The organism is Pseudoalteromonas byunsanensis (genome assembly GCF_001854475.1).
Taxonomy (GTDB): domain Bacteria; phylum Pseudomonadota; class Gammaproteobacteria; order Enterobacterales; family Alteromonadaceae; genus Pseudoalteromonas; species Pseudoalteromonas byunsanensis.
Genome location: NZ_MNAN01000035.1, coordinates 341,165 through 368,097, shown reverse-complemented (window position 1 = coordinate 368,097; position 26,933 = coordinate 341,165). Strand labels below are relative to the sequence as shown.

The 26,933-nt window shown below is 42.7% G+C and carries 24 protein-coding genes; 12 read left to right on the top strand and 12 right to left on the bottom strand.

The features are described 5' to 3' along the window. The first annotated feature begins 21 nt into the window (after positions 1-21). From lpdA to BIW53_RS17880, 3 genes are all read left to right on the top strand, one after another. Entirely contained in the window at positions 22-1,446 is a 1,425-nt protein-coding gene (gene lpdA / locus BIW53_RS17890; protein WP_070993375.1) for a dihydrolipoyl dehydrogenase, read from the top strand. A 195-nt stretch (positions 1,447-1,641) separates the two neighbouring features. Then, positions 1,642-3,051 carry a mannose-1-phosphate guanylyltransferase/mannose-6-phosphate isomerase gene (locus BIW53_RS17885; protein WP_070993517.1) on the top strand — a complete coding sequence of 470 codons (1,410 nt, stop codon included), beginning with the start codon at positions 1,642-1,644 and terminating at the stop codon, positions 3,049-3,051. 1 nt (position 3,052) lies between these two features. Then, positions 3,053-4,465, top strand: coding sequence for a phosphomannomutase (locus BIW53_RS17880; RefSeq protein WP_070993518.1), 1,413 nt, complete (start codon positions 3,053-3,055; stop codon positions 4,463-4,465). Positions 4,466-4,678: 213 nt separating this feature from the next. Here the strand turns inward: BIW53_RS17880 and BIW53_RS17875 are convergent, their stop codons facing one another. Then, positions 4,679-5,626 carry a sodium-dependent bicarbonate transport family permease gene (locus BIW53_RS17875; RefSeq protein WP_070993374.1) on the bottom strand — a complete coding sequence of 316 codons (948 nt, stop codon included), beginning with the start codon at positions 5,624-5,626 and terminating at the stop codon, positions 4,679-4,681. A 112-nt stretch (positions 5,627-5,738) separates the two neighbouring features. On the opposite strand from BIW53_RS17875, the gene BIW53_RS17870 reads away from it, so the two are divergent. Next, positions 5,739-6,695: a LysR family transcriptional regulator gene (locus BIW53_RS17870; RefSeq protein WP_070993373.1), complete on the top strand. Its 957-nt coding sequence runs from the start codon at positions 5,739-5,741 to the stop codon at positions 6,693-6,695. A 24-nt stretch (positions 6,696-6,719) separates the two neighbouring features. Here the strand turns inward: BIW53_RS17870 and BIW53_RS17865 are convergent, their stop codons facing one another. Together BIW53_RS17865 and BIW53_RS17860 are read right to left on the bottom strand one after the other, a co-directional pair. After that, positions 6,720-7,109 (bottom strand): DUF2750 domain-containing protein, encoded by a 390-nt coding sequence (locus BIW53_RS17865; protein ID WP_070993372.1) that lies wholly within the window; start codon positions 7,107-7,109, stop codon positions 6,720-6,722. A gap of 42 nt (positions 7,110-7,151) precedes the next feature. After that, positions 7,152-7,691, bottom strand: coding sequence for a GNAT family N-acetyltransferase (locus tag BIW53_RS17860; protein ID WP_070993371.1), 540 nt, complete (start codon positions 7,689-7,691; stop codon positions 7,152-7,154). Between the two features lie 69 nt (positions 7,692-7,760). Between BIW53_RS17860 and BIW53_RS17855 the strand changes: the two genes are divergently transcribed. The 5 genes from BIW53_RS17855 (at position 7,761) to BIW53_RS17835 (ending at position 13,942) form a co-directional block, all read left to right on the top strand. Beyond that, a complete protein-coding gene (locus tag BIW53_RS17855) occupies positions 7,761-8,429 on the top strand; it encodes a tRNA-uridine aminocarboxypropyltransferase (protein WP_070993370.1) in 669 nt (222 codons plus the stop codon). A 904-nt stretch (positions 8,430-9,333) separates the two neighbouring features. Further along, positions 9,334-10,338 carry a Fe(3+) ABC transporter substrate-binding protein gene (locus tag BIW53_RS17850; protein WP_070993369.1) on the top strand — a complete coding sequence of 335 codons (1,005 nt, stop codon included), beginning with the start codon at positions 9,334-9,336 and terminating at the stop codon, positions 10,336-10,338. A gap of 16 nt (positions 10,339-10,354) precedes the next feature. Then, on the top strand, positions 10,355-11,971 hold the full coding sequence (locus tag BIW53_RS17845; protein ID WP_070993368.1) for an ABC transporter permease: 1,617 nt from the start codon (positions 10,355-10,357) through the stop codon (positions 11,969-11,971). Beyond that, complete coding sequence (locus tag BIW53_RS17840) at positions 11,968-12,999, top strand: ABC transporter ATP-binding protein (RefSeq protein ID WP_070993367.1); 1,032 nt, start codon at positions 11,968-11,970, stop codon at positions 12,997-12,999. The genes BIW53_RS17845 and BIW53_RS17840 overlap by 4 nt, the downstream gene beginning before the upstream one ends. Positions 13,000-13,024: 25 nt before the next feature. Beyond that, positions 13,025-13,942, top strand: coding sequence for a Dyp-type peroxidase (locus BIW53_RS17835; RefSeq protein WP_070993366.1), 918 nt, complete (start codon positions 13,025-13,027; stop codon positions 13,940-13,942). Between the two features lie 32 nt (positions 13,943-13,974). Here BIW53_RS17835 and argR read toward each other — a convergent pair whose 3' ends face one another. Beyond that, a complete protein-coding gene (argR, locus tag BIW53_RS17830) occupies positions 13,975-14,442 on the bottom strand; it encodes a transcriptional regulator ArgR (RefSeq protein WP_070993365.1) in 468 nt (155 codons plus the stop codon). Between the two features lie 255 nt (positions 14,443-14,697). Between argR and mdh the strand changes: the two genes are divergently transcribed. After that, positions 14,698-15,636, top strand: coding sequence for a malate dehydrogenase (gene mdh / locus BIW53_RS17825; protein WP_070993364.1), 939 nt, complete (start codon positions 14,698-14,700; stop codon positions 15,634-15,636). Positions 15,637-15,718: 82 nt separating this feature from the next. Here the strand turns inward: mdh and BIW53_RS17820 are convergent, their stop codons facing one another. From BIW53_RS17820 to BIW53_RS17805, 4 genes are all read right to left on the bottom strand, one after another. Then, entirely contained in the window at positions 15,719-16,216 is a 498-nt protein-coding gene (locus BIW53_RS17820; protein ID WP_070993363.1) for a DinB family protein, read from the bottom strand. 74 nt (positions 16,217-16,290) lie between these two features. Next, positions 16,291-17,121, bottom strand: coding sequence for an alpha/beta hydrolase (locus BIW53_RS17815; protein WP_070993362.1), 831 nt, complete (start codon positions 17,119-17,121; stop codon positions 16,291-16,293). Between the two features lie 212 nt (positions 17,122-17,333). Further along, complete coding sequence (locus BIW53_RS17810) at positions 17,334-17,918, bottom strand: class I SAM-dependent DNA methyltransferase (RefSeq protein WP_070993361.1); 585 nt, start codon at positions 17,916-17,918, stop codon at positions 17,334-17,336. A 285-nt stretch (positions 17,919-18,203) separates the two neighbouring features. Further along, entirely contained in the window at positions 18,204-19,529 is a 1,326-nt protein-coding gene (locus BIW53_RS17805; protein ID WP_070993360.1) for a peptidoglycan DD-metalloendopeptidase family protein, read from the bottom strand. 148 nt (positions 19,530-19,677) lie between these two features. Here BIW53_RS17805 and tyrS point away from each other — a divergent pair, with 148 nt between their 5' ends. Continuing rightward, a complete protein-coding gene (gene tyrS / locus BIW53_RS17800; RefSeq protein WP_070993516.1) occupies positions 19,678-20,877 on the top strand; it encodes a tyrosine--tRNA ligase in 1,200 nt (399 codons plus the stop codon). Between the two features lie 71 nt (positions 20,878-20,948). Here tyrS and BIW53_RS17795 read toward each other — a convergent pair whose 3' ends face one another. The 4 genes from BIW53_RS17795 to folE2 all read right to left on the bottom strand — a co-directional run bounded on the left by BIW53_RS17795 (position 20,949) and on the right by folE2 (position 24,341). After that, complete coding sequence (locus tag BIW53_RS17795) at positions 20,949-21,911, bottom strand: cobalamin biosynthesis protein CobD/CbiB (protein ID WP_070993359.1); 963 nt, start codon at positions 21,909-21,911, stop codon at positions 20,949-20,951. 1 nt (position 21,912) lies between these two features. Continuing rightward, positions 21,913-22,620, bottom strand: a complete 708-nt coding sequence (gene mtnN / locus BIW53_RS17790; protein WP_070993358.1) for a 5'-methylthioadenosine/S-adenosylhomocysteine nucleosidase — start codon at positions 22,618-22,620, stop codon at positions 21,913-21,915. 124 nt (positions 22,621-22,744) lie between these two features. Then, positions 22,745-23,335: a DUF2726 domain-containing protein gene (locus BIW53_RS17785; RefSeq protein ID WP_070993357.1), complete on the bottom strand. Its 591-nt coding sequence runs from the start codon at positions 23,333-23,335 to the stop codon at positions 22,745-22,747. Positions 23,336-23,420: 85 nt separating this feature from the next. Further along, a complete protein-coding gene (folE2, locus tag BIW53_RS17780; RefSeq protein WP_070993356.1) occupies positions 23,421-24,341 on the bottom strand; it encodes a GTP cyclohydrolase FolE2 in 921 nt (306 codons plus the stop codon). A gap of 211 nt (positions 24,342-24,552) precedes the next feature. Here folE2 and arcB point away from each other — a divergent pair, with 211 nt between their 5' ends. Continuing rightward, entirely contained in the window at positions 24,553-26,886 is a 2,334-nt protein-coding gene (arcB, locus tag BIW53_RS17775; RefSeq protein WP_070993515.1) for an aerobic respiration two-component sensor histidine kinase ArcB, read from the top strand. Positions 26,887-26,933: the final 47 nt, after the last annotated feature.

The following is a 26,933-nucleotide window of genomic DNA, read 5'->3' as shown; positions in this document are numbered from 1 at the left end:
AATAATAGTTAAGGTAATAACATGAGCAACGAAATCAAAACTCAAGTTGTTGTACTAGGCGGTGGTCCTGGTGGTTACTCAGCAGCATTCCGTGCTGCGGATTTAGGTTTAGAAGTTACACTAATCGAATCTCGCAATACCCTAGGTGGTGTGTGCTTGAATGTTGGTTGTATTCCTTCAAAAGCATTGTTACACGTTGCTAAAGTCATCGATGATGCGGCAGAAATGTCATCACACGGTGTAACATTTGGCGCACCACAGATTGACTTAGACAAAATCCGTTCGTGGAAAGAGTCTGTTATTGGCCAGTTAACTGGTGGCTTAGACGGTATGGCTAAGATGCGTAAAGTAAAAGTAGTTAATGGCTACGGTAAATTTACAGGCGCAAACACCATTGCTGTTGAAGGTGAAGCGGGTACTACAACTGTTACTTTCGACAATGCTATTATTGCGGCGGGCTCTCAGCCAGTAAACCTACCTTTCATCCCTGAAGATGAGCGTGTAATTGATTCAACCGGCGCACTAGAACTTAAAGATGTACCAGAAAAGCTACTAGTACTAGGTGGTGGTATTATCGGTCTTGAGATGGGTACCGTTTATCGTGCACTTGGCTCACAAATCGACGTAGTTGAGTTTGCTGATCAATTAGTGCCAGCGGCTGACAAAGACGTTATCAAGATTTATCAGCGTTACGTTAAAGACAAGTTTAACGTTATGCTTTCTACAAAAGTTGTGGCTGTTGATGCAAAAGATGATGGCCTATACGTTACTTTTGAAGGTAAGAAAGCACCTGCTGAGCCAGTGCGTTATGACAAAGTATTAGTTGCTGTAGGTCGTACACCAAACGGTAAGTTGCTTGATGCTGATAAAGCAGGTATCAACGTTGACGAGCGTGGCTTCATCAACACTGACAAGCAAATGAAAACTAACGTTGATCACATTTTCGCAATTGGTGACATCGTAGGTCAGCCAATGCTTGCACACAAAGCGGTTCATGAAGGTCACGTTGCAGCAGAAGTTATCTCGGGCAAGAAGCATTTCTTTGATCCGAAATGCATCCCTTCAATCGCTTACACAGACCCAGAAATCGCATGGGTAGGTGTGACAGAGAAAGAAGCGAAAGAGCAGGGTCTGAGCATTGAAACAGCAGTATTCCCGTGGGCAGCATCTGGTCGTGCCATCGCTTCAGCACGCACAGAAGGTCAAACTAAGCTTATCTTTGATAAAGAGTCTGGCCGTGTGATCGGTGGTGCAATGGTTGGTATCAACGCAGGCGAAATGCTTGGTGAAATTGGTCTTGCTGTTGAAATGGGTGCTGACGGTGAAGATTTAGCACTGACCATTCACGCACACCCAACATTGAACGAGTCAATCGGTCTTGCAGCTGAGATTTTTGAAGGTTCAATCACTGATTTACCAAATAAAAAAGCAGTTAAGAAAAAGTAATGTAATTACTGATACTTGATGCTAAAAACCCAGCTTATGCTGGGTTTTTTATATCTTACGGCCACAAAAAGAAGTTGGCTTGTAGTGATACAGCTATCATCAACTAGGTGCGCTGGTTTACAATATACGGCTGAGCCGCGCCAAATGGGTTGTATGCTGTGGGTAGCGCCAATTAGATGTAGAGTAAGGTCAAAAATGTTTCAACCAGTTATTATTGCAGGTGGTGTCGGTACGCGTCTTTGGCCGTTATCCCGAGAAAAATACCCAAAGCAATTCCTCACGCTAACGGACTCAAAACACACCCTCTTTCAGGACACAGTGCTGCGTTTACAAGGGTTGCCACATTCCAGCCCATTAGTAATTTGTAACGAAGAACATCGTTTTATTACAGCGGAGCAGCTTAGACAAATAGATTGCTCCAATGCGCAGATCCTACTTGAACGTGAGGGACGCAACACAGCCCCCGCTATTGCTCTAGCCGCTTTTAAAGCGCTAGAAATGCAGGACGCTCCTGTTTTACTGGTATTGGCTGCAGACCATGTGATAGCTAATGGGGAGGCATTTGAGCAAGCGGTTGAAAAAGCACTTGTATTAGCTAAGAACGATCACTTAGTTACTTTTGGCATCGTGCCCACGCATCCACATACAGGCTATGGTTATATTAAAAGTGGGCAAGCGCAATCATCTTATGGTTATCGGGTTGATAGCTTTGTTGAAAAGCCCACGTTAGAGCTTGCCCAGCAGTACCTCAGTACTGGTCAATATTATTGGAACAGCGGTATGTTTATGTTCAAGGCAAGCCGCTATCTTGAAGAGTTAAAACTGTATCAGCAGGATATTTATACAGCGTGCAAAGCGGCGATGAGTGAGCAAAAGCCAGATCTAGACTTTATACGGATCAATCAAGAAGCATTTCACACATGTCCAAGTGACTCAATTGACTATGCGGTGATGGAGCATACGAAACATGCGATGGTCGTACCTTTGGACGCCTCCTGGAATGACGTTGGCGAGTTTGCCGCATTGTGGGATGTGTCACAAAGAGATGAGCAAGGGAATGTTGTCAAAGGTGATGTGAAAGCACTCGATACACAAAACACTTTAATACTCAGTGAAGATAAACTCGTGGCGACGCTGGGTGTACAAGACTTAGTGATCATCAATACTAAAGATGCATTGCTGGTTGCGCATAAAGACCATACCCAAAAGGTCAAGGAAATTGCTCATCAGTTACAAACAGAAAATAGACCTGAAGCGAGTATTCACCGCGAAGTGTATCGTCCGTGGGGAAAGTATGATGCCTTTGATCGTGGTGAGAGGTTCTTGGTTAAACGTATTACTGTTAAACCCGGTGCTAAGTTATCTAAGCAGATGCATCATCATCGTTCAGAGCACTGGGTTGTTGTTGCTGGTACGGCTAAAGTACTCATTGGAGAGAAAGAGCAATATATCGCTGAAAATGAGTCTGTGTATATTCCAATTGCTGAGGTTCATGCGTTGGAAAACCCTGGCAAGGTTGATTTAGAGCTAATCGAAGTACAGTCAGGGGCCTATTTGGATGAAGATGATATAGTCCGGTTTGATGACCAATATGGTCGAAGCTGACATGTACAGTAATGAAGTGATTGCTCAAAGTGGCGTACGCTTTGGAACAAGTGGCGTAAGAGGCAAGGTTAGTCAGTTTACGCCTGAAGTTTGCATGGCATTGACTATGGCATTTTTGGCTATTCAAAAACCAGTGAAACGTGTTGCGGTAGCAATCGATAACCGCCCCAGTAGCCCACAGATAGCAAGGTCATGTATCAGTGCGCTTAAATTTTATGGCTGTGATGTTGAGTATTATGGTGTTATTCCCACTCCGGCATTGGCTTACGCTGCTCAATTACAAGATATTCCGGCCATTATGATCACGGGGAGTCATATTCCTTATGACCGCAATGGCATCAAATTTTATTTCGCAAAGGGTGAGATCAGCAAAGCTGATGAACTGGCGATTATCAATGCGGCTGTAGATGTGCCACAAGTACCGGTGGCTAAATTACCCGAAGTAAATGATTATGCGAAGCTGCAATATATAAAACGGTATGTTGATTATTTCCCAGCTGATTGTCTTGAAGGTCAGCATATTGGTATCTACCAGCATAGCAGTGCCGGTCGAGACATATATCCGTTGATATTGCGGGCTTTGGGGGCTCAGGTGACTTTAGTAGGGCGCAGTGAGCAATTTGTGCCGATAGACACGGAAGCCGTTGCACAATCAGACCGTAATCAAGCTCGACAGTGGGTGCTGTCGCACAAGTTCGATGCGCTATTTACCACAGACGGTGATGGCGATAGAGCGTTGCTTGCCGACGAACAGGGGCACTTTTTGGCAGGGGATATATTGTCGTTGTTGGCAGCGAAATATTTAATGATAGAAGCGCTCGCTATTCCGGTTAACTGCAATACTTCCATCGAAGCTTCTGGTGCTTTTAAACAAGTAAAACGCACAAAGATTGGCTCGCCCTATGTGATAGCGGGTGTTGTCGATTTAAAAAAAGAGCATCGCCGAGTTGCAGGGTTTGAAGCCAATGGCGGTTTTTTACTCGGCTGCGATGTGAGCGACAATGAAAAAGTACTACAACGCCTACCAACGCGTGATGCCGTGCTACCTGTATTATGCGCTTTAGCAAACTTAACTAGCCACACGTTAAGTCAGGTTGTTGTGGAGATGACACAAAGGTATACCCACAGTGACAGATTGCAAAACTTTACGCAGCATAGAAGCGCTCAGGTTATGCAATTGGCAACTACCAACCCGGGCAAGCTGCTTGAGCGTTTGCATATCTCTTATCAAGGTGAGCTAGAGCTAGATACAACTGATGGTGTGCGGATCACGCTATCAGGTGAAGGAGATATTGTTCATATTAGGCCATCGGGGAATGCGCCAGAGTTCAGGTGTTACGCCGAATCGGCCGATAAAGCCAAAGCAAAAAGATTGGTAGCAGATGTGCTTTGTGGCATTAAAGCGATATTTTGAAATAGCCCAGATTTAACTAAATACCATTAGCCTAACAGATCCTGACCTTCGTCAGGAAGACGGCATGTGTGTTTGGGAAATGTCGTCTTCCTAGTTGGTTTAGTCGTTCTAAACTTGTTTTGTCATTTTGAATTTGTTTTGTCATTTTGAACTTGTTTCAGAATCAAATCACCTTTAGCAAATGGCATTAAGGGTTTATTGGACTTATTGTGTTTAGTGAACGCTCAACGCCAGTTGGTGATATAACCCAATCCCTATGATCACGTTAAATGGAAATGTTAGCCCCAATGAGCTGAGCATTGCCAGACCTATATCCGCATCAGGAATGGCTGCTTTAATAGCTGCGGGAGCGGCAATGTAGGATGCGCTTGCAACAAGACTGGCCAATATAACCACAGAGCCCAGCTCTAGAGCTAACAAAATACCGACCCCCACGCCAATGCTACCAAGTACGACTGGGATTAAGAGGGCAAAGATTGCCAGTTTCCAATGATGCCAAGGCGTCGGTCGGAGCGTTTGCGCTGCGGTAAGCCCCATTTCTAATAAAAATAGTGCTAATACAACCTTAAAACTATTGGTCAGTAGGCTGGTGACTTGGCTACCTTGTTGAGTACCATACATCATGCCGATGATGACGCCGCCCACTAACAATATAACGCTTTTATTGGTGAGTGTTTCATGCCACAAATGCTTAAGTGACAGTGCGCTCTGAGCGTTGGCATTTTCTCCAAAACGACGATACAGCAAAAGCCCGACAATAATGGCGGGAAGTTCAAGTAAAACTAGATATAGAGTTACTTCCGCACCCACCTGAAGGTGTTGCGACTCGGCATAAGCCAAAGCAACAGCAAAGGTACCGGCACTTACTGAACCGTAGTGAGCGGCAATACTGGCACTATTTGCTGTGGAAAGTTTAATGATGTGTTTAAGTACTGGATAAAGCGTTAAGGGGATCAGTGCGCCAAGTAGGATAACGGTGAGCATTTGTGGCAGCAGTGTCCAACTAAGATTGCCGTGAAGTACCATGCCGCCTTTTAAACCAATGGTCAGCATGAGCAGTAGGCTTAGCGTTTCGTATGTTGCCTTAGGGATTGCTAGATCGGAACGCAGTACTCCAGCAATGAGTCCTAGAATGAAAAACATGACTACAATATCAGGCATTGTGTACTCCTCGCTCATATCAATGTGTAGACAAGATCTTAGAGTGTATTTAAGATAGATAAAAATAAAATGTTTACTAAGTTAGTATAGATAAATATCTATGGGTTGAGGAATGGATTTAAGGCATGTGTCATTTCGACTGTTAGAAGTGTTTATGAGTGTCGTGAAAAGTGGCTCGGTAAGTGAAACCGCTCGCCGTTTACATCTGACGCAACCAACGGTGTCCTTACAAATTAAGCGTTTGCAAGAAAGCGTTGCGGAACCACTATTTTATACTTATCAGCAACGTTTGCATCCCACAGACGCTGGGCAGAGGTTATTTCAAACCTGTCAGCAGGTGTTTGGCCACTTTGAAGATTATCAAGGGTACTTAGATGAACTTCGTGGTGGAGAGCGAGGGCATTGTCGTATCGCAATGGTCAATACCGCACAATATATTTTGCCTAAGTTATATGGGCCCTTTAGTGCCACTCATCCAAATGTTGAGATGCATGTTGAAGTTGGTAATCGTGCCCATGTGCTGAACCGTTTTGAGCGCGGTGAAGATGATCTTTATGTGTTTAGTCATCCTCCGACACTTGAGCATGCACAGGCCGCGAGATTTTTGAAAAACCCGTTGGTATTTATCGCTCCGAAAAGTCACCCTTTGTCACACAAAGGAGAGCTTTCACTCGTTGACGTTGTCAAATATCGCTTCTTGTTGCGAGAACCAGGTTCGGCAACGCGGATGTTGTTTGAAAGTGAGCTGCAAAGTCGAGGTTTGGTATTGTCCAATAGTGTAAAAATGGCCAGTAATGAAGCTATCCGTGAGGCGGTGAGTGCAGGAATGGGGGTTGCGGTGCTTTCTGAGCATGTATTGGGGCAAGATCAATCTAATATTGTAAAGTTAGATGTATGCGATACCTGTTTAGCAAGTCACTGGTATTTTGTTGTGCGAACCGATAGACATATTTCTCATGCAGCTAAATCGTTTTTACACTTTGCCACGTCACACCTTGAGCGTTATCTAGATAGTCCGTGGACTGAAAACCAGTTGCATCTATTGAATGTGACAGAGCAAAAGTCTTAATGACTTGCTCCGTCGTAGTATTGGCTAAACGCGTTTTCTGAATTGCTCTAACTCGAAATCAAATTCATCCGGTTCGACAATCAAACCTTCTTGATCGGGGATAGGAAATATGGCAATAGATAGCTCATCGTCGGCCAGTCCATCGGTCCATTTGTCATGCCATTTTTTTAGGCTAATGGCTTGAGGCTCACAGTCTTTCCACTCACCCGTTGCCCATAATTCGGCAAACTCTTTGTTGGGCCAAACAGGCACACAATCTTCACTGTCACTATTGAGCATCACACAGCCATGTTCATCAGTCAAAATCCAAATCTTTTCGCTTTGGGTGACTTCTTTTATTAAGTATTTATAACGTTGCGCATTATCATTACTTAAAATCGCTTTGATACGTTCTGGGTTAATGGGCGTATTCATATTTTTATCCATTATTAGTAGCCGACGGCGAATAAGTTAATCTTAGCCTAAGTTTTTCCGATATAGCACAGCTTCCACATCACCTAGTGGATCGCGATGGATATATTCTTTAACAAAGGACATTCCCAGTTTTTTCATTATGTTAATTGAAGCTTCGTTATTAGCAAGCGCTGTAGCTGAGAATGACACTATGGTTGGGTTGGTGCTAAGAGCTTGTGCGATATGTGAAGCGGCTTCAGTGGCGTAGCCTTTTCCCCATGTACATTGCTTGAAACGCCAACCGAGTTCTAAGTCGCTATCATCTCGTTCACCGTTAAAAAATCCCATAGGGCGTACTAATACCCAACCGATAAACTGTTGTGTGTTTGACACGTTTACTTGCCAAAGCCCCCAGCCTTGCGCGGGATTACTGAAGGCATTCAAACGGGGAATGAAGATATTCTCGATGTCCTCCATGGTGTTGGGTGTACCGCCATTGATATATTTCATCACAGCAGGGTCTTGGTCGAGTTCAAATAACAACTGTGCGTCATTTGCATCCATGAGGCGGTAGCTCAAGCGTTCTGAGTTGGTAATATTCATCTTATCTCCTTACTGCTTTTATATGTGAATTTGATTACAATACGCGCCCAATCTACATGAGGGTGTTCAGTGAACAATTCTGTATTGGCTTTACGCCAACAGCAAATAGCCGCGGCCAAACGTGAATATAAGGCCAGAGGTTCAAAACTAAGTCGTTGTGAAACCTGCTTGTTAGCACAAAGTTTGTGCATATGTAGCGGTATTCGTGTGGCAAACGACTGTCATAGTGCGGTGTGCTTGATAATGTACCATAATGAGAGTTTCAAGCCATCAAATACTGGGCGCTTAATCGCGGATATTATTCCTGATAATCACGCCTTTAGGTGGGATAGAACAGAACCAGACCCTGCATTGCTTGCGCTATTAGGTGAGCCCAAGTATCAGCCTATTTTAGTATTTCCCGCCGACAATGTAGAAGATAAACGTGTAATTGAACGTGTGATTAGAGAAGAGAATAAAACGCCTCTGTATATTTTCTTGGATGGTACTTGGCGTGAAGCAAAAAAGATGTTTCGAAAAAGCCCCTATTTAGAGAACGTTCCGGTACTGTCTATTTCGCCTCAGTCTTTATCAGACTATAAATTACGTGTTGCACCTCATGCGCACCAGTTAGGAACCGCAGAGGTAGCATGTGTGGTGTTGGAGCAAAACGGTGAAGTTGAGGCTGCGAATCTACTTACTGAACATTTTATTGATTTTCGCGATGCATATTTAAAGGGCAAGCGGCAAAAAGGTTAAAGGCCACGGCTACAACTATGATTTACCTACGTTGATGTATGTTAGCAGTTGTATTTGAAAGCTAAAGGCTGCTAGGTAGCGTTTTAAAAAGCTAAATAATGAAGGGCTGGAAACAAAGAAGCGCGACTCAATGAGTCGCGCTGACGGAATCTTTTATAGCGTCCTGCTATGTTGAAATTATCAACTCCTAATTTCGTCCATTTCCTTGGTTTCGCTTAGCGTTATGTTTCTGCGAAATCTAGCTTCCTGCTAATGTCCTCATCTTCCTTGCGCTCCATGCGCTCCTTCCTTTGATAACAGCGTCCAGCTGTATTTCCCTAGCCAACGTCCCTTTGAGTCCTTGTTATGAGCTAATAGCTCTAATCCTGTTAACCTAATCCTCGGACTTCCAATTTCCACATGAGAAGCTAATTAACTCTCATCGCCACTCCTGTAGCGTGTCCTTTTTGCATCATTGCAACGATAGGAACTTCCTGTTCACATCAACTCGACACTACACGCGTCCATCGTGTTTCTTCCATTTTGCTTACCTTCCTAGTAAGCTGGGTATCCGACCCGAATTATCAGCTTGCTATTAAACCGATGTTCTCCTGAACTTGTTACTAAGTATAAGCAATTCTGGGTTGCGTTCTAGGTAGCCAGTACTTATTAAATTTGGATTTAATAAGTTGTAATTTGTCAATATACTTAATATTCATGTGGTTATGTTTTTTTTGGTGATAAATGCAGCATAAGCTTCCTTGATCGCCTAGTGCTCAGTGAGATATATCTCACAAGTAAATTCCAATCTGGCGCAATTGTTCACTGAGATGCAGGTGAATAGTCAGGCCGAACGGGTGTACAATACCTCGATACAGGTTAGAATTGCCTGAAATAAGAATAAACAATATATTGGAGCTTGATTATGAAGCGACTGCTCGCTGTTCTTTTTACCACGTTAGTATGTACGCCGGTTATGGCCGATGAAGAAGTAAATATTTACTCTTTTCGTCAACCTTTTTTGATCCAACCTATTTTAGATAAATTCACGGCACAAACTGGTATTAAAACTAATGTGGTTTTTGCTAAAAAGGGTTTAATTGAGCGCGTAAAACGTGAGGGTAAACATAGCAGAGCGGATCTGGTGTTAACGTCGAATTTTAGCGCACTGATCCAGCTAGAAGAGCTTGAGCTTACGCAGCCGATAAAAAGTGAGCAAGTTGCTCAGAGTATCCCAGCCGCATTTAGAGACCCGCAAGGCGATTGGGTTGCGTTGACTAAACGCGTGCGTAATGTGTATTCATCAAAAGAGCGTTTGGGAGAGTTAAAGTCTCTAACTTACGAATCGTTAGCAGAGCCAAAATATCGAGGCAAAATCTGTACGCGCTCAGGCAAGCACCCATACAATTTGGGGTTAGTTGCTTCTATGGTAGCGCACCACGGTGAAGCTTATACTAAACAGTGGCTGTTAGATGTAAAAGCGAATTTAGCGCGTAAACCACAGGGCAACGACAGGGCTCAAGTTAAAGCTGTTAAAGAAGGGTTATGTGATTTAGCGCTAGGCAATAGTTACTATTTCGGAAAAATGTTGACGGATGAAAAGCAAAAAGCTTGGGCGGATTCTGTATTTATCAACTTTCCAAATCAAGAAAACCGAGGTTCACACTTGAATGTTTCAGGTGTGGTAATGACAAAATATGCAAAAAACCCCGCTAATGCTCTAAAACTAATTGAGTTTATGACCAGTGATGAAGCGCAAAACATGTATGCTTCGGTTAATATGGAGTATCCAGTAAAGCCCGGTGTGAAATTGTCACCATTGGTTGAATCATGGGGCACATTTAAAGAAGACGCTTTGGCGCTATCAGAGATCGCAAAATATCGCCCAGTAGCACTTAGACTGATTGATGAAGTTAAGTTCGATCTGTAAAACAAGGGGTTGATGTTTGTCTAGGTGGCAAGTCATTGCTTGGTCGATAGGCGTGTGCTTATCGACTCCATTGGCGTTTTTAATTTTTGAATCACTACAAGGCGACTCGGAGGTCTTTTCTCACCTTTGGGATACCGTCTTGTGGGATTACATCAGTAATACCGTATTACTTATTTTAGGTGTAATAGCTTTAAGTTGTATCATTGCACTCCCTTTGGGATGGCTTGCCGCGTATTGCCAGTTCCCTGGGCAGCGCTTTTTTGAATGGGCAATGATGCTGCCTCTGGCGATGCCCACTTATATTATTGCTTATATTTACACCGATTTACTAGACTATGCGGGCCCTGTGCAAGTGGCACTGCGTAGCTGGTTTGGTTGGCAGTCGCCTGCAGATTACTGGTTTTTTGATATTCGTACCTTACCAGGTGCTATTGTGATGATAGCGTTGGTACTGTATCCCTACTTATATTTGATTTTCAAAACAGCATTACGTGAGCAGTCCTTTAAATTGGTTCAGGCCAGTCAACTGATGGGCTTAAATCCTATACAGAGCTTTTTTAAAGTCAGTCTACCGCTCGCGCGAGGTGCTGTAGTGGCAGCGCTGGCGTTGATCAGTATGGAAACCATGGCTGATTTTGCCACGGTCCACTATTTTGCAGTGAGTACCCTAACAACAGCAGTATATGACACTTGGTTAGGATATTACTCGTTGACTGCCGCGGCGAAAATCTCAGGTATCATGCTACTGTTTCTATTTGTATCGTTATTACTAGAGCGCTTTAGTAGAAAAAATAATACCATTCACGAGCGTCAGGTGAGTATCAATGAAGAAGCACTGTATTGTCTTACTGGCAAGCGAGCCTGGTTAGCAACGGCGTATTGTGCACTTATCTTGCTCATTGCATTTGTGCTACCTGTTACCATTTTACTTGGCTATGCCATTGATTACTTTGACCAAGCTTGGAGTAATGAGTTTTTCGTCTACGCGTGGCAAAGTTTGAAAATTGCAATTTGGGTCAGCGTTGTGGCGGTTTTGTTAAGCTTGTTGGTGGTGTTTTACCAGCGCATAGGCGCTAATGCCAGTAAAAACGTACCAGGCAGATTTGCCAGTACGGGCTATGCACTACCAGGAACTGTTTTGGCTATTGCCGTCCTGCTCCCTTTAACACTGTTAGATAATAAGCTGAATCAGTGGTTTGCGAATACAAACTTCGAACCCGGCCTACTACTTAGCGGCAGCATTTTCGCAATGATCTTCGCTTATATTGTGCGCTTTTATGCCATTGCACACGGCGCAGTTGAATCTAGTTATGTGAGGATCAGCCCCTCACTCGATATGGCAAGCCAGAGTATGGGTAAGAATTTGCTACAAACCCTGAGCTTGGTACACCTTCCATTATTACGCCGTGGCATACTTACAGCGGCTTTGCTGGTTTTTATTGAATGTATGAAAGAGTTGCCCGCTGCATTGCTGTTGAGGCCATTTAACTACGAAACGCTCGCCACTCATGTGTTTCAATACGTCAGTGATGAGCAGTTGGAGCTGGCTTCTATTTCGGCCTTATTTATTGTATTAGTGGGTTTGATACCGCTGTATATCGTTAATCGTTCAATGGAACAACACCGCTCATGAGTAGTCTTGTATTAGAAAAGGTATCGTATCAATATCAGCAGCAAGCTGTGATTTCTCAGTTAGACCTTAGTGTGGAGCACAATGAAATTGTGTGTTTACTAGGTGCAAGTGGATGCGGAAAAACAACCACGTTAAAAGCAATCGCTGGGCTTATCAAACCACAGCAGGGGCGTATTTCTATTCATGGTCAATGTATGAGTCATAAGCAGCTTTTTGTTTCGCCTCAACACCGTAATATTGGCATGATGTTTCAGGATTATGCGCTTTTTCCTCACCTTAATGTGGCTCAGAACATTGCTTTTGGTTTATCTAAACTAAATAAATCGGAGCGTAATAGGCGTGTGGCACAAATGATGGAGTTGGTGCGTTTAGAGGGATTAGAGAAGCGTTACCCGCACGAGTTGTCGGGTGGCCAACAGCAGCGAGTTGCTATTGCAAGGGCACTTGCATATCGACCTAACTTATTGCTGTTGGATGAGCCATTTTCAAATATTGATACTCAAGTGCGCTTTCAATTGATCAACGATATTCGCAGCATCATCAAAGACCAAAAAGTTTCTGCGATATTTGTGAGCCACTCCAAGGATGAGGCATTTGCTTTTGCAGATAAACTTGCCATTATGCATGAAGGCAGGATTGCGCAACTGGACAGCGCCAAGAACTTGTTCCAAAAACCTAAAACGAAAGCTGTTGCTGAGTTTTTAGGAAGAGGTATTTATCTAGATGCAACCCGTTACAACGGACAGAGTGTGACTACAAAATTTGGTGAAGTTAGCTCATCTATTTCTTTGCCTGAGTCAGAGCAACACGGGCAAATTTATGTACGTCCACAACATATTGAACTGGTCAATGCACCCCAGGGACAGGTAGAAATATTGCAACAACGATTCATTGGCACAGAATACGTCTATCATATAAAGGTAGCCGATCAACAACTTGAAGTTCCGGCACCCGCAGAGCAATTATTAGATACAAATCAACCTGTCTCTTTAAAAATTAAAGCACATGCGGTAAATTTCTTTTCTTAACACTTGATGAACAAAAGGAAAAAGCATGGCGCAAGCACAATCTGGGGTCTGTGCTGAGGCAAACCTACATGGGCTGCATTTATTTTTTAATGTACTGGAGGGCCAGGATGAGGTCGTCCGTGCTGCGCTGGCTAACTGCGAACGATTACAAAATGAATTGAGCGATAGATTCTCTGAATCTATGGTTTCGAGCTTTGTTGCCATAGGGGCTCAATATTGGCCACATATCTATCCGGAGTTCATACCTGAACAGCTAAAGAGTTTTCCTAATGTGACCAGCTCTGAACATGTGGTTCACTCTCAACCATTTGATTTACTTTATGTGATCCGCTCAGATAGAGAGGATGTAAATCATCTATTTGCTCAAAGTGTACTACATATGTTGGCACCAAGTGTGGAGCTGGTGGCGCATGTCCGCGGTTTTCGCTTTTTAGATGGCAGAGACTTTAACGGCTTTGTATACGGTGGCAATGCGCCGCATGGTCGTTTTAAACGCCAAGTTGCCTTGGTTAATAATCCTCAAAGTCGAGATGACCAAGGAAGTTATGTGCATGTTATGCGGGTTAAGTTCGATATTGATGCATGGCAACGTTTACCTTTGGATGAACAAGAGCAGCTAATGGGCCGTACGCGGCTAGATAATATCTTGCTTGAGCCCGTACAACCCGATAGCCATGCAACTTTGACTGAATTAAAAGGTGAAAATGGATTGGCGTTGGTGCTTGACCAAAGTATGCCGTTTGGTGATGTGTTTGAGCAGGGGAGTTTGTGGCTAAGTTGTGCTGCTAACGGCGCAGGCTTTGAACAGATTCTATCTTCTAGGTTAGGAAACGGGCAGTGTTATGATCCGTTACTAGATTACAGCCAAGCAGATATGGGAGCGGCTTTCTTTGCGCCGTCTATCCAGTTTTTGAATGACATGGCCAAGCTGTGTGAGCAGTAGAAGCTGTGATAGCCACAGCTCCTTTTTAGCGATTAAACGTTATCAAACAGTGTTTTTACACGCTCTAGTGTTTCATCGATTTCAGATATTTTAGCAGGGGCAATAAAAATAGTGTCATCACCTGCTATGGTTCCTAATACGCCATCAGCAGTGCCTAAAGAGTCAAGCAGTCGAGCTATCAGTTGTGCAGCACCAGGGCTGGTACGGATGATGATCATCATTTCGTTATGCATAATATCAATAACTAGCTGACGCAATGGGCTTTTCGCGGTTGGTACGCCCATTTCCGCGGGCAAACAATAAACCATTTCTTGCTTAGCATTACGTGTACGTACCGCGCCAAATTTGCTCAGCATACGAGATACTTTACTTTGGCTAACATTATCAAAGCCTTGCTCTTTTAAGGCGTCGACAATCTCGCCTTGAGAACCGAAGTTTTCTTCTTTTAATAGAGCCTTAAAGGCTTTAATCAAGGCTTCTTGCTTTTCTTGTGGTTGCATAATGTTTCATTTCTTCTAAAGCGGTCTTGGGATTTTACACAAAACTGCAGTGTTACCCAAATTTTCACAATGAAATGTGCTTGGTTCTGCATAGCAAAGATTGTATACAGCTATGCGTAAAGGGCAAAGTGCCAAAAGCTTTACAACTATAGTCGAAAAAATCATGAAAATAACTCGGATTAATTTGTCTTTAGCGGCGCTTTTCATTATCTTTACAGCTCATTCAATTCCACCTTCAAATTATGGAGAATTCACATGAAAGTTGCTGTATTAGGTGCCGCTGGCGGTATCGGTCAAGCTTTATCGCTTTTACTAAAAAATGGCTTGCCTGCAGGCTCTGAGCTAGCACTATACGATGTTGCACCAGTTGTTCCTGGTGTAGCGGTTGACCTTTCTCACATTCCAACTGCAGTTAAAGTTGCAGGTTTTGGTGCTGATGATTTAGACGCTGCGTTAGTTGACGCTGATATCGTACTTATCCCTGCGGGTATGCCTCGCAAGCCTGGTATGGACCGTGCGGACCTTTTCAACGTAAACGCGGGTATCATCAAGACCTTGGCTGAAGGTATTGTTAAAAACTGTCCGAAAGCACTAGTTGGTGTTATTACAAACCCAGTAAATGGCACGGTTCCAATCGTTGCTGAAGTATTCAAAAAAGCGGGTACATATGACGCATCACGCGTATTCGGTGTAACGACACTTGACGTTATTCGTTCAGAAGCATTTGTTGCTGAACTAAAAGGTGTTGATGTATCACAAGTGAAAGTACCAGTTATTGGTGGTCACTCAGGCACAACTATCCTACCTCTACTTTCTCAGGTTGAAGGTGTAACTTTCACTGATGAAGAAGTTGCAGCGCTTACACCACGTATCCAAAACGCAGGTACTGAAGTAGTGAATGCTAAAGCGGGTGGTGGTTCTGCAACGCTTTCAATGGGTGCTGCTGCTGCACGTTTTTGTTTCTCACTTGTAAAAGGCTTGCAAGGCGAGAGCAATGTTGTTGATTACGCTTATGTTGCTGTTGAAAATGGTGATGCACCTTACTTCGCTCACCCAGTACGTCTAGGTAAGAACGGTGTTGAAGAAATCCTGTCTTACGGCGAGCTGAGCGCTTTCGAGCAAAAAGCTAAAGAAGACATGCTTGAAACATTAAATAAAGACATCCAAGAGGGTGTTGACTTCATGGCTAAGTAAGCCTGACCAAGTTGTAAAAAAGCCCGCTGTAGCGGGCTTTTTTGTTTTCCTTTTGAGCTTAGCTTATAAAGCAGCCCGCGAGTTATATTCTAGTCCTTCTTGAAGGCTCAACTTGGTGCAGGTATCGTGTAAAGGTGTCTTTTGGGCGAGCAAGGTTATTTTGCGCCAGTGTTTTAGATGCCATACCTCTGTGGTTACTCCCATGAGTGAGTAAGTGGAGTAATATCTCTGCGACCGAAAGTTGCCCAGTATCACCATCGACAAACTTAAAAGAAATAGACCTGTTTAGTTCTTTCTCGGATGCTGACTGCGCATAATCCACTAGCCATGCGTCATTTTGAGCCATTGTCTCGCGTAGCTCTGATAATGTTGGTGTCTCGACAGTGTTATCTGCACTATATTTTTCAGGTTCACCTAAAATTCGGCTAATAAAAAGGCTATCAACCACCGTGGTATGATTTAAGATCCTAATGAAAAATGTACCATCACTTTCTGGAAGTTGTGAGAATTGTTGTTCGCCAAGATTAAGTAGCTCAGTATTTGCCCATTTTTTATATTGAAACGCTTTAGCAAATTGCATCTTTTCTCCATTTTTATTATTTTTTGAGCTGCTTAAATAAACCTACAATAGGCTGTTTGGAAGCATTGTTAGAATCACTTTTGTAATAAGCTGAGTATTCTATCGACATAGCTATCACCAGCCAGTATATGGGTGTTGCTATGATTTGCTCCGCTGACTGGCATTATTTTTTCTAGAGGTAAACCATCCATTTTATTTACTAGCTCATGGTAATTTATCATGAGGTCTTCTTCTCCTTGAAATATATAAAATTCTACGTCATTGAGAGCAAACAAACTGGATTTTAAATCATGTTTGAACGGGAGTATTTTATCTATGGGTAATAACAGCAGTGGTTTGGTTAAAGTCCGTTTTCCTAACTGATATCTAACAACAGACTCTAATGAAACGCCAACAGAATCCAATACCAGAGCTTTAGGGGGAAGGTTTTTGGCAGTTTCAATTGCCAATGCCGCTCCGAGTGATCTGCCCACAAAAATGGATTTGTCGATACGACAAGAGGTCTGTATTTCTAGCTGTTTAAGTGCCTGTTCGATATGGGCCGCAACATTCGATAGCCGACTTTTACCACTTGCTCCCTCATATCCGGGGTAAGAAATTGCATGTACGCTAGCGCCTTGAGAAGTAAAACGATTAAACAACTCATTTTCATATCTGCGTATTCCGCCGCTTCGACCAGGGAAAAATACGATACACGCTTGTATATTATTTTTAGCATAACTTCTAATGAGAATTTCATTTGTGGCAAAAGGAATGGACAGTAATGAGGTTTCTTGAGTTTGCTCTTGTACAGCAGGCTTAAACACCAATTCATCTAAGTAAAAGCGCAGCGTGACAATACCAATCGTAAAATATAATACCATGATCGATAGAAACACATAGCTTGCTTTTATTAGGGCAATCATAACATCCAGTTAATGTATTAAATTGAATTGGTTAGCATAAATGACGAATGTATATAAGCCAATTGTATTTTGCCCTTGCTATTATGAACAGAAGGTTGGATAAGCGACGAAGTTACCCCATCCAATTTTGCAGCAAGAGTTATGTTATAAAAGAAGGTAGCCGTTATTCGGTAGTCGCTATTCGGTAGTCGCTATTCGGTAGTCGCTACTTGTTAAGTGTTTTTTGCAATGCCCATCAATACTTGCATCGTGCCACTTTTACTCGTAAGTGAGAATGCCTCACAAACACGTACAGCGCAAAGGCCTACATTCGCATAGGTATTGGTAATGATTTCATTGGTAAAACCAAAATCTTCCTCTTCATTGCTTCGCTTCCAATCCCACTGAATAAATGTACCGCCTTCTTTTAAAAGCAGCTTAAGTGTGGATAAGGTGTTCTCATAATCAGGCACAAATGCACATACTGATGATGCCACAATTAAATCGAAGCGGGGCTCAAAAATAGCATGGTTATTGATTGAGTCTTTTGAGATTTCGCAGGCTAGTGAATCTACATTATGTATATTTTTACGCCTTAAGGCTTCAATCATTTTCGCTGAAGCATCAACAGCAACGACCGATGAAGCAACATGCGCGATTTTCTCAGTGAGTAGCCCCGTTCCACAGCCAAAGTCTAAAACACGCAAACCTTCTAGATCTATAAATTCACACAGTGAATCAAATGCCTTTTCACTGTAGTTAATGACATCGGAATTAGTATCCCACCCATCTGCGTAATCGTCCCAACTATCACTCATTTTGTTTTCCTATTTTTGAAAAGTGTACCTTAACCACAAGTTGCATGTTAGACGATTAGCAACATAACATGAAAGATAATTGTTTGAGGGCCATTTCAGTCAGTAGGTTGAAGAAGATGCGAAGCCGTGGCATCCAACGAGGCTTTAAAAACTGCTACTTGGGAGCTGCTATTATTTACCTTACAGGTTTACTATGGCCAAGCCAAATAAGTTATAAAAATTACTGTTTAAGAGCAACAAAAAAGGCCTCAATTGAGACCTTTTTTGTTATGCAAAGCAAACTACTTATTTATGTAGTGCCAGTTGAAGCGTTCTGTTGCGTTCCAGCTTAGCCAGCATCTCTTTGGCAATTGGTTTAAACGCGGCCATTTCAGCTGCCGGTAGTGGTTGTGACTTTGGTAGCTCTACTGTTTTAGGGTTACGGTGAACCCCGTTTACCAAGAATTCATAGTGTAAGTGAGCACCCGTTACACGGCCCGTAGCGCCGACAGTACCAATTTTCTGGCCCTGTTTTACTTTTTGGCCAGTTTTTACCATGCGTTTGTTAAGGTGCAGGTATTTAGTAACGTACTTGTTACCATGCTCAATAAAGACATAGTTACCGTTTAAGTTGTTACGACCTGACTTGATCACTTTACCATCACCAGATGAAACAACAGGGGTACCGGTGCGAGCCGCGTAGTCTATCCCTCTGTGTGCTGACACTCTGCCCGTTACTGGGTGCTTACGGCGAGGGTTAAAGCTTGAGCTGATATATTTGAAGTTAACAGGCGCACGAAGAAACGCTTTCTTCATGCTGCGGCCTTCAGGGGTATAGAAGTTACCATCAGTATGGCGTATCGCGCTGTAGCGTTCACCTTGGTTGATGAACTCAGCAGCAATAATTTTGCCAGTGCCAATTTCTTCGCCATCTACAAAGTGTGATTCGAAAATGATAGAAAACTCATCACCCTTTCTAATATCGTTGGCAAAGTCTACATCCCAGCCAAAAATATCTGCAAAGTTCATTATTTGACGCTCAGATAATCCCGATGTAATACCAGCGGTCCAAAAACTTGAGGTTATCTCACCGCCTGCGGATTTAGCTACAGTTTCAATTTCCTTACTTTGGATAGCTGTTTCATATTGAGCTTCATCATTGAGGGTCACGAATAAGGTATCGGTTTTTGATAGCACATACTTGAGCTGAGCTAATTGGCCTTTATCGTCAGTTGCAAAACTTAAAACCTCACCAGGGTGGATCTTAGTCAGTTTGCGAGTTTCTTCGTTTGTGTTAACAATCTGGTGCAGGGTCTGTGCCGAAAAGCCTGCTCGTTTAAAAATAACCGCTAGGCTATCACCGGACTTAACTTCATGATCAGTGTACGTATATTCTACTTTCTTGGTGTTAACTGGCGCATCAGCAGAGTTAAGCTCAGTAAGCTGTTCGGTTACTTCGCTGACCTTTACAGGCAGCTCGTAACGCTTTCCTACTTCGAGTGCTTTTTTATCATGATCTTTAGAAGCTGTTGCTTTTTCTGAAGGCCATAGAGCAACAATCAACATTAGGGAGATGAGACCAATAATAAGCAGTTTGTGTTTTTTAGGGAGCTTATACACCACGTGAACCATAACGCGCCTTTTCTGCTGTCAAGAAAATTTGTTGATAATATTGCAGGATATACGCAATAAAGCAGCAATACCAGTATTTTGTGCATTTAAACTCATGCAAATATAGGCTAGAATCGGGCGATAAACTGAATATTTGGAGCGATGAATGGTGGACTTAGAAACTGCATTTGCCGAGATAAAACGTGGTGCAGAAGAAATTCTTATTGAAGACGACTTAAAAGAAAAGCTTAAGTCAGGTAAAAAACTAAAGATCAAAGCGGGTTTTGATCCAACTGCGCCTGATTTGCATTTAGGTCACACTGTTCTCATTAATAAGTTAAAGACATTTCAAGACTTAGGTCATGAGGTTATTTTCTTAATTGGTGATTTCACCGGTATGATAGGTGACCCAACGGGCAAAAGTGTTACCCGTAAACCGCTTACCAAAGAAGATGTATTGGCAAACGCAGAAACCTATAAAGAACAAGTTTTTAAGATCCTAGACCCAGCTAAAACAACCGTTGCGTTCAATTCAACTTGGATGGAAAAGTTAGGCAGTGCGGGCATGATTAAACTTGCAGCGCGTCAAACTGTTGCTCGTATGCTTGAACGTGATGATTTTAAAAAGCGTTATTCTGGTGGTCAGCCAATTGCGATTCATGAATTCTTATATCCGTTGGTACAAGGTTGGGATTCGGTTGCATTAGAGGCGGATGTTGAGCTTGGCGGTACTGACCAACGTTTCAACTTGCTGATGGGCCGAGAGCTGCAAAAAGAGGAAGGGCAAACACCCCAAACTGTGTTGATGATGCCATTACTTGAAGGCACAGACGGCGTGCAGAAAATGTCAAAATCATTGGGCAACTATATCGGGATCACTGATGCGCCAAATGATATGTTCGGTAAAGTGATGTCTATTTCTGATGAGTTGATGTGGCGTTATTACGAATTACTAAGTGCCTTATCGTTAGAAGAGATTGCAGGCCTAAAAGCGCAGGTTGCAGACGGTCGCAACCCAAGAGACATTAAGATTGAGTTCGCCAAAGAAATGATTGCGCGCTTCCACAGCGCTGAAGATGCTGAGGCGGCACATCAAGACTTTATTAAACGCTTCCAAAAGAATGCTTTACCTGATGATATTCCGCAAGTGAGCATTTCGATTGATGAGCCTGCGACATTTGTAACTAACCTGCTAAAAGAAGCCGGTTTGGTGGCAAGTACTTCAGAGGCGATGCGTATGATCAAACAAGGTGCGGTCAAGCTCAATGGTGAAGACAAGATAACCGACAGTAAACTACTGATTGAGAAAGGTAGTACCGCTATATACCAAGTGGGTAAACGCAAGTTTGCTAAAGTGACGGTTAACTAAACACTCATAGCGTTTTATATTAGGCTAGCTATTCGCTGGCCTTTTTTATTTCTTAGCTTAGAAAAGAAGCGTTAAAATGCTAAGGCTGCTGTCGATAGTGCATAGGCAAGCCATGACAGCGCAACCAGCAATAAAAAGAAGGCTTGAATACGCTTTAATAAGCCAAGTAAAGCATCTATGTCTTCGGGTTCAGGATGACGCTCAATTCCGAGGCGCATTTTTTCAAAGCGTTGTTCGAGATAAAAACAGGGGCCACCCAATTGAACCCTTAAATTGGCAGCAAATAACGCTAAAATCCAACCACTGTTTCGCTGATAAAAGTAGCGTGCATAGTGTTTGATGTAATGGGCGACTTTTTTAGGGTTAAGGAAGAGAGCCATCAGTAGTACAAAGGCTCTTAGCGGCAGCCATTCGGTGAAATAAATCGTATGCTTTAATGGTGCAAGAAACCGACTATTAGGTTTAATACAGTCACGCCATGCATGATCACAAAGTAGCAATAGCTTGTAGCTCAGGGCTGCAATGGGGCCAAGGAATAAATAGAATATGATAATCACATAATAATGCCTGATAGTGCGCAAGCTGGTGCTATCAATACATGCTTTGGCGATACCTACTTTTGATAGTTGCGAAACGTCGCGTGCTACCACTCCTTGTAAAAGCTGCCTAGCAGTGGATTTTTGCCCTTGTTTGAGTAAGGTTGCAATGCGCTTGGCACGCGTGTTGATACGGGTATCTAAGCATAAATACAGGACTAAACCGCCTAGCCAGTTGGGGTAATAGGCGAACTGTGCCAGTAAAAAGCACAAAATGACAATGGTCAATACCGGTAATACAAATGCGAGTGTGCCACTCAAAGCAAGATAACTAGACGGGGCTTGACTTTGGTAGACTCTTTGGGCAATACCTTTAAAAACCAATAATACAACGGTATTGGGGTGATAACTTCGTTGCAGTGGTAACAGGTGCGCCGCACTGAGCGAAAGGACGAATATCAGCAAGCCCTGATGGGCTTGCATGAGTTCTAGCATCATCTTAAAGCGTGACGTTAGTTAACTTTTCAAGTAAAGCGGTGACGAGCTTTGAAGAGTTAATTGAGGCAACTTCAAGATATTCTTCGAATGATTGTGGTGACTCTTTACCCGCGATGTCAGAAAGAGAACGGATCACCACAAATGGAGTATCAAGCACATGACATGCTTGTGCAATCGCAGCCCCTTCCATTTCTACTGCTAGCATTGTTGGAAAATCAGCGCGTGCTTTGTCAATTCGTACCGGATCACACATGAATGAGTCGCCTGTACAAATTAAACCTGTCATGGTTTGAGTATCGGCAAGGCTGGCAACACTTTGCTTCGCAGCTTCGATAAGCGCAGGGTGGGCTTTAAAACCCGCTGGCATTTGCGGGACTTGGCCGATTTCATAGCCAAATGCGGTTACATCAACGTCATGGTGTTTTACTTCATCGGAAATAACCACATCGCCTACGTTTAAACTCGGTTCGAAACCACCCGCAGAGCCGGTATTGATAACACAATCTGGTTTAAAGTTGTCAATCAGAAGGGTAGTAGCAACGGTTGCGGCAACTTTACCAATGCCAGACTGCACCAATGTCACTTTGTGACCGGCAAGATCACCTGTGTAGAAAGTAAAGCCACCTTTATTCATTTGCTGTTTGTTTTGAATGGCTTCTCGCAGGATTGCAACTTCAGGCTCCATTGCGCCAATAATACCGATATTCATGATAAATATTCCTCAAAAAATTTGCGTCATAGTATACCTGAGCACGCTACAAATGCGAATTTCATCATTAGGTCAAGATATGAAAAAGCGAGCCTATGGCTCGCTTTTAGGTATGTTTGAAGTTTTATATTTCAGCCAATTGAGTTGACTGTGCCTTGGCTTGCGAAGGCGACAGCACCGCAGGCTTCTCTGTTCGGTTGCGAAGTGGCTTAGATGTTTTGGCATTTTTGCCGAGCTTAAACAAAATAGCACTGCGTACTTCTGATGATTTATATCCTGCTTTGACTTTCATTCGAATATGAGGAATGCCTGCAGATTCTAGCGCGCCACTGACAAACCAGTCACGTTGCGCTTTATGTCCGCTTTTATTAGCGTTGTTGACCAAATCCACAGCAGCCATAATTTTAAGCGTATCTTTATCAACCAGCACATAATCGAGCTGTTTATTTTTAGCTTTGATTAGTGCGGCACGACGCGCTTTATCAGAAAGACCTGGTTTACATTCAATTAAGTCAATTAATTTGACTCGACTCACAATCTTAAAACGATCGCCCACGGCTCTTTCCAGTAAAGTGAGAAAAGAAGCTTCTACGGTGCTAAAAACAGAATCTTTTTTATTAAATGGGTAAGGGTTACCACCTGCATCGGTATACTTCGCAGCGACTACGGAAGCTACAACTACAAGTGCTAATATTGATAATAAAGCAAATTCCATAAAACACTCCACAACAACAATTTGACAATTTACAGTTAATAAGCAAATGTCATGCCTGTTTAGGAGTGTTCTATGTATTTATTTTTTAAACTTGATAACCGTGAGGTAAGCCTTTAACTGCATATGCCACTGCATCGTGTGCATGTAGAGACTCATAGTGATTAATTTTGATGTAATAGTCTAGATAGTGAGACGCCTCAAATAATGCTTTTAGCTTTCTTGCTGCATCTTCACAGAACATCAAATTTTGACCGTTAAGGCGCGCAAACTCTTGTTCATCTTCTCTTTTGACTGCGGCTTGAACAGGTGTTTTCAGTTCATGTTCAACGCTATTTATCACGGCTAGAATGTCAAACTCTTGACTATCAGGCGCTAGCTTTACTTTGATATTAGCGATACTACGTTGAGAATGAGGCGTTGCAACGATACCTTCAGTACTACCAAGCCATTGATGCACTTCATCAAAAGTAAGCGAATGCTGTGAAAATTGTTCACTAAAAGCTTGTTGGATTAACTGCCTAGCCAGTGCCGCAGAACAGGGACAAGTAGAAGAATAGGTAACATCTACAGCAAGCTCCAACTGAAATTGGTCATCTTGCAATGTGCCTGTGATGGTCACAGGGTAGCTTTTCCAGCCTTGTTTTTGACTCAGTAAAGATGTGCGACGCAAAGGCAGTTCAAAAGTTAGTACGACTTTTGCCGCGTTGCTCAATCCCTGATGGCTACTCACGAAGCTATCCAGTACTTGCTTTAAAGTTTTAGGTGTTAATGTTTGTTCACAAGATAAGGTATCTAAAGCTAAGAATAAGCGAGACATATGAATGCCTTTTGCTTGCTCGTTTTGTAAATTTACAAATGCATCAGCTTTAGCAGTGACAGTGATATCGTTTAATCCTTTGCTAGCAAATAATAAAGGTAGTTCGATATCACCCATGCCGACCCAATTTAAGGTGCCGGTTTGCAAGGCTTCGGCGGTATCTGCAATATCTGGCATTATGGTTTGCATCTAAACCCTCATAGTCACGACGATTAAAAGCGTGCATATTACACTATAATCGAACGGGTTGCCCCTATAAGAATTGCTCTTAAGCGGTAGAAAAAATGAAATTGTGCAAAAGATATTACAGTGTATATTGCGCAGATTTTAACAAAAAGGATAGTTCGCATCTTGGTGTCGCTTGCGTATAATGTGCGAGTGAATGGGGTATATGGTGACTATGATAGATTCTTCTTTTGGCCCTTGGGCCCGCGTGTTAGCTAACTTAGTTAATAAATATGGTGCAAAGCCTGCGAGCTTTTTGTGTTATATATTCATATTGCTGATAGCACTGATCTTGTCTTGTATGTTTTATTACGTTGCATTAGGCGAGATAAAAATTGTCGATGTCTTGGCGGTCATGTTTTTTTCAGCCGTCACGTCACCCGTGTTGATCTCAATATTAATCCACGCAATGAGGCAATTGGAAGACTCTAAAAGCTATCTTGAGTCGGCAACTAAACAAGAGAAGTTACTTAACCAAACCCTAAAAGACAACATCAATCGCTTAAACAACGAGATTGATGAGCGTAAAATGGCGTTACATGCCAAACATCGCGCGATAGAAGAACTTCGCAAAGAAATAGCAGAGCGTAAGAAAACACAACAAGAATTAGCTCAACAAGGTATGTTACTGCGCTCTATCGTCGACTCCTCACCCGACTTATTCTACTATCGAGATGAAAATGGTGTTTTTGCTGGTTGTAATAAGATGTTTGAGCTTGTTATTGGCAAACCAAGTGAAGAGTTAATTGGTCGCTCAGTTGAGCAAATTTATCCTCAAAACTTTCTTCCAGAAGTATTGCGAACCGATACTGAAGTTTCAACAACGCATAAGCCAATTACCTTGGATGTTGAGTATCCTGTTAATGATGAAAACCGCTGGTTCGAAATGCGTAAGTTACCCTTTATAAATGACAACGGCCAATATATAGGTTTGCTGGCATTTGGCCGTGATATCACCAGTCGTAAAGAAGCAGAACAAGCTCTCGAAACAGCCTACAAAGATAAAGGCAAATTTATCGCAACATTAAGCCATGAGTTACGAACGCCATTAAACGGGATAGTAGGCTTAACGCGCATGTTATTGGATACTGAATTGTCTCAGCAGCAGAAAAGTTGGTGTAATACCATATTCTCAAGTGCAGAAACGCTCGGTAATATTTTTAATGATATTATAGACTTAGATAAGATTGATAGGGAGCAGTTAGATATAGCAACTGACAGTATTAATGTATCTGATTTTATAAACGATGTAGTTAACTTTGCGGGCTTGATAGCTGATCAAAAGGGGCTGGACTTCACCATTAATCGCTCCGGTATGCTAGATGTTTACGCGTTACTAGACCCAACACGTTTGCGCCAGGTGCTATGGAACCTGATAAACAACGCAGTTAAATTTACTCATAAGGGTGGAGTAACACTAGAGTGCCGACGTGAAAACAAAGAGACGGGGCCTTGGTTAGCAATCAGTGTTATTGATACTGGTCTGGGTATCCCAAGTGATCAGCAAGAACGTATTTTTGACATGTATTATAAAGCACCTGACTTGACTGGGGCGAATGCCATAGGTTCAGGAATAGGCCTGGCTGTTACTAAAGCGTTAGTGTTAGCGATGAAAGGCCAAATTAGAGTTAGTAGTATAGAAGGTCAGGGGAGTCGTTTTGATGTTGATATTCCATTGACTCTTTGTAGTGCTCCCAAACAGCAAAGCTATGCAGGTAGAAGCCTTTATATTCTCTTAGTTGAAGATGTGCCACTTAACGCTGAAATTGCAACAAACCTTTTAGAGCAGCGTGGACATGAAGTCATTTGGGCTGAGACTGGTGAAGACGCCTTGTCTTTGGTTGCAACGGAAGATGACTTAGATCTAATACTGCTCGATATGCAGTTACCAGATATTAATGGAGATCAAGTTGCCAAGGAAATACGTGCGGATAGTCACTACGATAACCTTCCTATTGTTGCACTAACAGCGAATGTTCGCAGCGCAGAACAAGAACTAGAAGGTATTAGCATACAGGGAGCTCTAGCAAAGCCTATCAATACAACACGTTTAGATCGAATGTTAGCAGACTTGTTTGGTATCGATGCTAAACAAAACAGTGCCAAAGAGCATCTAGGCAAAGTTTCATTTAGCGAACAGCAACAGCATGAGCTAGATATTGAAACCATAACTGACTTTATGGACTCAATGGGAGTTGATGCGTTCAAACGCAGCGCGCGATTATTTAAAACACTCAATCCTAAGTATTGCACAGAATTACGAGACGCACTTGAGAGCAAGGATATTGAAGAATATGCATCTGTTGCCCACAAATTAAAAGGTGCAGCAGGCTCGGTGGGGTTAAATCAGGTGCAATTACATGCTAAGAAAATGGAGCTGGACGCAGAGCTAGTAGATACACAAGTGCTGAGTATGTGGCTTGAACAGCTAGAGGAGAAAATCGAGCTGGGGCAGTCATTGTTAGCGCAGGCTATCGAACAGTTGGCTGCGAACCAGAATGAGGCATAAAAATAAGGGGCTGATAAGCCCCTTACTCAATAATTGCAAAACTCCCT

Bases quoted from the DNA above. Each gene is read 5' to 3' on its own strand.
- BIW53_RS17870 (WP_070993373.1), top strand. From the start codon at position 5,739: ATGGATTTAAGGCATGTGTCATTTCGACTGTTAGAAGTGTTTATGAGT.
- BIW53_RS17880 (WP_070993518.1), top strand. From the start codon at position 3,053: ATGTACAGTAATGAAGTGATTGCTCAAAGTGGCGTACGCTTTGGAACA.
- BIW53_RS17820 (WP_070993363.1), bottom strand. From the start codon at position 16,216: ATGCAATTTGCTAAAGCGTTTCAATATAAAAAATGGGCAAATACTGAG.
- BIW53_RS17795 (WP_070993359.1), bottom strand. From the start codon at position 21,911: ATGATGCTAGAACTCATGCAAGCCCATCAGGGCTTGCTGATATTCGTC.
- BIW53_RS17865 (WP_070993372.1), bottom strand. From the start codon at position 7,109: ATGAATACGCCCATTAACCCAGAACGTATCAAAGCGATTTTAAGTAAT.
- folE2 (WP_070993356.1), bottom strand. From the start codon at position 24,341: ATGCAAACCATAATGCCAGATATTGCAGATACCGCCGAAGCCTTGCAA.
- argR (WP_070993365.1), bottom strand. From the start codon at position 14,442: ATGCAACCACAAGAAAAGCAAGAAGCCTTGATTAAAGCCTTTAAGGCT.
- BIW53_RS17785 (WP_070993357.1), bottom strand. From the start codon at position 23,335: ATGGAATTTGCTTTATTATCAATATTAGCACTTGTAGTTGTAGCTTCC.
- BIW53_RS17850 (WP_070993369.1), top strand. From the start codon at position 9,334: ATGAAGCGACTGCTCGCTGTTCTTTTTACCACGTTAGTATGTACGCCG.
- BIW53_RS17875 (WP_070993374.1), bottom strand. From the start codon at position 5,626: ATGCCTGATATTGTAGTCATGTTTTTCATTCTAGGACTCATTGCTGGA.
- BIW53_RS17810 (WP_070993361.1), bottom strand. From the start codon at position 17,918: ATGAGTGATAGTTGGGACGATTACGCAGATGGGTGGGATACTAATTCC.
- BIW53_RS17860 (WP_070993371.1), bottom strand. From the start codon at position 7,691: ATGAATATTACCAACTCAGAACGCTTGAGCTACCGCCTCATGGATGCA.
- BIW53_RS17835 (WP_070993366.1), top strand. From the start codon at position 13,025: ATGGCGCAAGCACAATCTGGGGTCTGTGCTGAGGCAAACCTACATGGG.
- lpdA (WP_070993375.1), top strand. From the start codon at position 22: ATGAGCAACGAAATCAAAACTCAAGTTGTTGTACTAGGCGGTGGTCCT.
- mdh (WP_070993364.1), top strand. From the start codon at position 14,698: ATGAAAGTTGCTGTATTAGGTGCCGCTGGCGGTATCGGTCAAGCTTTA.
- arcB (WP_070993515.1), top strand. From the start codon at position 24,553: ATGATAGATTCTTCTTTTGGCCCTTGGGCCCGCGTGTTAGCTAACTTA.
- BIW53_RS17840 (WP_070993367.1), top strand. From the start codon at position 11,968: ATGAGTAGTCTTGTATTAGAAAAGGTATCGTATCAATATCAGCAGCAA.
- BIW53_RS17815 (WP_070993362.1), bottom strand. From the start codon at position 17,121: ATGATTGCCCTAATAAAAGCAAGCTATGTGTTTCTATCGATCATGGTA.
- BIW53_RS17885 (WP_070993517.1), top strand. From the start codon at position 1,642: ATGTTTCAACCAGTTATTATTGCAGGTGGTGTCGGTACGCGTCTTTGG.
- BIW53_RS17805 (WP_070993360.1), bottom strand. From the start codon at position 19,529: ATGGTTCACGTGGTGTATAAGCTCCCTAAAAAACACAAACTGCTTATT.
- mtnN (WP_070993358.1), bottom strand. From the start codon at position 22,620: ATGAATATCGGTATTATTGGCGCAATGGAGCCTGAAGTTGCAATCCTG.